5 protein-coding genes, 4 tRNA genes and 1 other RNA gene are annotated in these 5,346 nt (G+C 51.5%); 2 read left to right on the top strand and 8 right to left on the bottom strand.

Features of this window, described 5'->3' with window-relative positions:
* The 6 genes from QMZ29_RS04885 to QMZ29_RS04860 form a co-directional block, all read right to left on the bottom strand.
* On the bottom strand, window positions 1-109 hold a 109-nt coding region (locus QMZ29_RS04885; protein ID WP_001785379.1), incomplete at its 3' end, for a GTP-binding protein.
* A gap of 109 nt (window positions 110-218) precedes the next feature.
* Window positions 219-294 (bottom strand) — tRNA-Thr (locus tag QMZ29_RS04880).
* Between the two features lie 6 nt (window positions 295-300).
* A tRNA-Gly gene (locus tag QMZ29_RS04875) sits at window positions 301-375 on the bottom strand.
* A 36-nt stretch (window positions 376-411) separates the two neighbouring features.
* Window positions 412-527: non-coding RNA, RtT sRNA (locus QMZ29_RS04870), on the bottom strand.
* Between the two features lie 46 nt (window positions 528-573).
* Window positions 574-658 (bottom strand) — tRNA-Tyr (locus QMZ29_RS04865).
* A gap of 25 nt (window positions 659-683) precedes the next feature.
* Window positions 684-759, bottom strand: a tRNA-Thr gene (locus tag QMZ29_RS04860).
* A 395-nt stretch (window positions 760-1,154) separates the two neighbouring features.
* On the opposite strand from QMZ29_RS04860, the gene QMZ29_RS04855 reads away from it, so the two are divergent.
* Together QMZ29_RS04855 and coaA are read left to right on the top strand one after the other, a co-directional pair.
* The gene (locus QMZ29_RS04855; protein WP_025304937.1) at window positions 1,155-1,703 is read left to right on the top strand and encodes a GNAT family N-acetyltransferase; all 549 of its coding nucleotides are present in this window, start codon (window positions 1,155-1,157) and stop codon (window positions 1,701-1,703) included.
* Between the two features lie 219 nt (window positions 1,704-1,922).
* Window positions 1,923-2,873: a type I pantothenate kinase gene (coaA, locus tag QMZ29_RS04850; RefSeq protein WP_025304936.1), complete on the top strand. Its 951-nt coding sequence runs from the start codon at window positions 1,923-1,925 to the stop codon at window positions 2,871-2,873.
* A gap of 48 nt (window positions 2,874-2,921) precedes the next feature.
* On the opposite strand, the gene birA is transcribed toward coaA, so the two are convergent.
* Both birA and murB read right to left on the bottom strand, forming a co-directional pair.
* Window positions 2,922-3,884, bottom strand: coding sequence for a bifunctional biotin--[acetyl-CoA-carboxylase] ligase/biotin operon repressor BirA (birA, locus tag QMZ29_RS04845; RefSeq protein ID WP_025304935.1), 963 nt, complete (start codon window positions 3,882-3,884; stop codon window positions 2,922-2,924).
* Window positions 3,881-4,918 (bottom strand): UDP-N-acetylmuramate dehydrogenase, encoded by a 1,038-nt coding sequence (gene murB / locus QMZ29_RS04840; protein ID WP_025304934.1) that lies wholly within the window; start codon window positions 4,916-4,918, stop codon window positions 3,881-3,883. The genes birA and murB overlap by 4 nt, the downstream gene beginning before the upstream one ends.
* Window positions 4,919-5,346: the final 428 nt, after the last annotated feature.

Genomic DNA, 5,346 nt, shown 5'->3' with positions numbered 1-5,346 from the left:
CCAGAACGGTGGTGATCGCTGCAGTCAGGGTAGTTTTACCGTGGTCAACGTGGCCGATAGTACCGACGTTAACGTGCGGTTTTGTACGTTCAAACTTTTCTTTAGACATCGATTGTCCCTCTAAGACACGGATAAATCGGTGGTATCACCACATCAACCAAGCATTTGCTCGTTGAATCCAAAACAGAAAGAAAATCAGGGGGCGAGAAATTAAGAAGTGGTGCTGATAGGCAGATTCGAACTGCCGACCTCACCCTTACCAAGGGTGCGCTCTACCAACTGAGCTATATCAGCACATCTTGGAGCGGGCAGTGGGAATCGAACCCACATCATCAGCTTGGAAGGCTGAGGTAATAGCCATTATACGATGCCCGCATCCTGGAACTCGGCTACCTGATTTTTCTGTAGAATTTTGGGATGGAGCAGGACTATTCATCACTCGCTTCGCATCCTTCGGGCCGGCTGCGCCTTGCGCTGCACAGCTCGAACCTTGCCGAAGGCTTTCGCCCTCTCCTCCCGCCATCAACCGCTGCGGTATTTATCGCATCTCAGTTAATCGCCGAAGGCAAGATTTGGTGGTGGGGGAAGGATTCGAACCTTCGAAGTCTGTGACGGCAGATTTACAGTCTGCTCCCTTTGGCCGCTCGGGAACCCCACCAGATTTTAACTACTTGTGACTTGAATGGTGCCGGCTACCGGAATCGAACTGGTGACCTACTGATTACAAGTCAGTTGCTCTACCTACTGAGCTAAGCCGGCATCAAGTGCAGCGCATTCTAGGTAGAGCGGACGGCCTATGCAACAAAAAAATTGCTTTACGCGCACTTTCGCTCACAAATCAGTCAATTTTGCATGCTGTCATGCAATTCGCAGCCTGCGGCGTGCAAACATTCATCACTTGCTGCAATCATTCTCTACAATTTTATCCACTTTTTGCAAGCATTGAGAGCCCCTTTCTCCGTGTCGGCTTCTCAAAACACGTAACCTGCATCGGTAAACCGTGAGCGGGATCGATGCACCAAAAAGAGGATCGCTGCCCAGGTTCGTGGCGTGAACTACACTTATTGCTCGCTCTTTCGCCGTGGCTATGCCTTTCGTCGTTCTGGCGCAGTTATTGCTTATCTTCATTACCCCCATCTCTGGAGGAATGACCGATGAAAATAGTGCCTATCAACGCCGCTACGCTCCCGATTTATCGCGATGAATTGGCTCGCCTGTTGACCGATGCGGTCACCCACGGTGCTTCAGTGGGCTACGACACCTTAATCCCGCATGAAGACGCCGAGAGTTACTTCCACAGCCTGCGTCCCGCCTTGGCCAAAAGCGAGCTGCTATTGTGGATTGCCCGCGACGAACGCGGCGTCGTTGGCACCGTGCAACTCGAGCTCTGCCAGAAACCGAATGGCCGTAATCGTGCGGAGGTGGTGAAGCTATTGGTGCATAGCCGCGCTCGCCGCAACGGCGTAGGTCTGGCGCTGATGAAGACGTTGGAGCAGGCGGCACTGCAACAGCAGCGCGGGCTATTGTACCTGGATACGCAGGCTGGCTCAGCGGCTGAAGCGCTTTATCGTAGCCTGGGTTATCGCTGTTTGGGCGAGCTACCGGATTATGCAGCGGGCCCCGATGGGCATTATCATCCGACCGTCATTTATTACAAACGTCTATTCACCGTAAACCAACCTTCGCGCGCCATTGCCTGCTAGCCTTCAGGCGGTATCCGGCCCCGATGATACCGCCTTGCAACCCCGCCTTATCAACTGCGCGCCGCTTCGCACAATTGACATAAACTGCTGCCTATCGACAACTTTTGCGAAAAAAGTCTACGCCAAAAACGAAGCTGTCTATAATATGCAGCTTGTTTATTCTCTGGAGTTGGCGTCCGGCGCCTTTCCCAACCTGCGTTAACAGGCAGAATTTGGCTTATGATAAAAAGAGATCAATCTTTAGCAACGCCTTACCTACAGTTCGATCGTACCCAATGGGCTGCGTTGCGAGATTCGGTGCCGCTGACGTTATCGGAAGAAGAGATCGTTAAGCTGAAAGGGATTAACGAAGATCTCTCGTTGGAAGAAGTTGCGCAGATTTATCTGCCGCTGTCACGACTATTGAACTTCTATATCAGTTCCAACCTGCGCCGACAGGCGGTGCTCGAGCAATTCCTCGGCACCGACGGGCAAAAAATTCCCTATGTCATCGGCATCGCCGGCAGCGTAGCCGTAGGTAAGAGCACGACCGCACGTCTGTTGCAGGCGTTGCTGAGCCGCTGGCCGGAACACCGCAGCGTTGAGTTGATCACGACCGACGGCTTCTTGCATCCTAATAAGGTGCTGAACGAACGCGGCCTGATGAAGAAAAAAGGCTTCCCGCAGTCTTACGATATGCATAGCCTGGTGAAATTCGTGTCAGAAGTGAAATCCGGCGCCAAACGCGTTACCGCTCCGGTTTATTCTCATTTAATCTATGACGTTGTACCTGAGGGTAATAAAGTCATCGAGCAACCGGATATTCTGATCCTGGAAGGGCTTAACGTATTGCAAAGCGGTATGGATTACCCGCACGATCCTCATCGCGTATTCGTTTCCGATTTTGTCGACTTCTCCATATATGTCGATGCCCCGGAGACGCTATTGCAAAGCTGGTATATCAATCGTTTCCTGAAATTCCGTCAGGGCGCATTTTCCAATCCCGATTCTTATTTCCATAACTATTCAAAATTGCCGGAACCGGAAGCGATTAATATCGCTACACAATTGTGGAATGAAATTAACGGCTTGAATTTGCAGCAGAATATACTACCTACCCGCGAACGCGCCAGCCTGATCATGACCAAAAGCGCCAACCATGCCGTTGAAAGCGTGCGCTTAAGAAAGTAAGACTACCGATCGCTCAAGGGGACGGTAACGTCCCCTTGGTTGCGCTCGCTATTCTGCACTGCGCAGCGATATCTCTCCGCCGATAAAGGGTTTGATCTCCCCATCTTGTTCCAGCAGCAGTGCCCCCTGCGAATCGATGCCTCGTGCGATCCCTACAATCTGCCGCTCACCAATCAGCAGTTTGACCGGTCTGTCGATAAAATTATCCAACGTGCGCCAACGACCAATGAATGGCCCCAGCCCATCTATCTCGAATTGTTTTAACGACTGCCGCAATTCATTGAGCAAAGTAGCAGTCAGCTCATTACGATCGATGTTAATGCCGGCTTCTTGCAGGTTGATCCAACCTTGGTTGATCCCCCCGGCATTGGTATCCCGCATCGCCAAATTAATGCCAGCACCGATGACCAACTGAGCCGCATCGCCAGTTTTTCCTGTCAACTCGACCAGGATCCCTGCCAATTTGCGATCGTTCAGGTAGAGGTCGTTGGGCCATTTTACCCGTACGTCTTTAGCACCAAGGCGCTGCAAGACCTCCGCCATCACCATGCCGATCACCAGGCTCAGCCCCATCGCCGCAGCTGGCCCCTGTTCCAATCGCCAAAACATCGACAGGTATAAATTGGCGCCAAACGGCGAAATCCACTGGCGCCCACGACGACCGCGGCCAGCCAGTTGATACTCAGCGATGCAGGCGTCGCCAGATTGTAGTGTTTCGATACGATCCAGCAAATATTGATTGGTAGAGTCGACTACCGGCAACACGGTAACGCGTTTGTCGTCCAACCCTTTTAGAATGCGTTCCGCCTCCAATAGCGGCATGGGGGCAGGCAAGCTGTACCCTTTGCCAGGCACGGTAAAGACATCCAGCCCCCACTCGCGAATGGTTTGAATATGCTTATTGATCGCAGCACGGCTCATGCCGAGTGACTCACCGAGGTGTTCCCCGGAATGGAATTCGCCGTCGGCCAACAACGCGATCAGTTTTAACGGAACCTTGGTATCTTTCATGACAGCACCGCCACGGCATTCAGCTCACCGGTCGCGCCAATAAAGCGCACCTCAGGCTCCAACCACACACCGAATTTATCGGCCACCGTCTTGCGTACGTGGCGCGCCAGCGCCACCACATCCTGGCTGTGGGCATTGTCGATGTTCACCAGCACCAGCGCCTGCTGGCGGTGTACCGCAGCACCACCGATGCGATATCCTTTCAGCTCGCATTGGTCGATAAGCCAGCCGGCGGCCAGCTTCACCTGACCATCCTGCTGCGGATAATGCGGCATGCCAGGATATTTGGCGACGAGTTCTGCGGCTTTCTCTGCGTTCACCAAAGGATTCTTGAAGAAGCTGCCGGCATTGCCGGTTTCGCGCGGATCGGGCAGCTTGCTGCGACGCATAGCACATACGGATTCAAATACCTGAAGCGGCGTCACCGTGGTGGGCTCCAGCTTGGCCAGATCGCCGTAACTCAATTTGGGTTGCCACTGTTTGTTGAGACGCAGACCCAGCCCGACAATGACATGCCCAGTTTGGAAACGGTGCTTGAAAATGCTTTCCCGGTAGCCAAAACCACACTCGGCAGCCGGGATGCGATCGATAGCGCCGGTAGAGAAGTCCAGCAAATCGACATACTCGCAGACGTCTTTCAATTCGACGCCGTAGGCGCCGATGTTCTGAATAGGGGCGGAACCGGCCAATCCAGGGATCAACGCCAGGTTTTCCAGGCCGCAGATCCCAGCCTGCAGCGTATATTGCACCAGGTCATGCCAATTTTCACCGGAGCTGACGTGGAGATACCAGGCATCGTTATCTTCTCGAACATCGATACCCTTCAACTGATTGACCATTACCGTGCCCGAGAAATCCTCCAGGAACAGCACGTTGCTACCTTCACCGAGAATCAGCAGCGGCTCCTGACGCTTGCGCGTTTGTTGCCACACCTTGAGCATCAGCTCAATTCTATCGGCCATGATCAGGTGCGCTGCGTTGACCGGGAGCGCAAACGTATTGTGGTTTTTTAAAGACGCGCTTTCAGTAGACATAACGTTCAGTACCTATACGGAAATAATCTTTCGCCTAGTCTACTCGATTCGAGGCGTCTGGCTAATATTTGTTTTAATTAACGTGAAATTTATCGAATAATACACTAAAGAATTAAGATTTATCTTTGATATAGCCAGATATTTCTTATCAACACATTAATAAATAGGCATTTTTATTATTTAAATAATAATCTGAAGCTATCAATTATATATTAATCTGGCTATTTCTCTGGCAAAAAACATTATTATTCCTTATAAGAATAAGCTACATATGCCAAAAAGGTATTTTTCAAAGTAATAGATACAGCCAGTATATTTATTTTACGCATAGCAAAAAGCCCTGAACGTCAGTTCAGGGCTTTCGGCTTAATTTGATGCCTGGCAGTGTCCTACTCTCGCATGGGGAGACCCCACACTACCATCGGCGC

Origin of the sequence: Serratia sp. PF-27 (assembly GCF_030053255.1) — a bacterium.
Classification (GTDB): domain Bacteria; phylum Pseudomonadota; class Gammaproteobacteria; order Enterobacterales; family Enterobacteriaceae; genus Serratia; species Serratia bockelmannii.
This window is presented reverse-complemented; position numbering and strand designations above follow the sequence as displayed.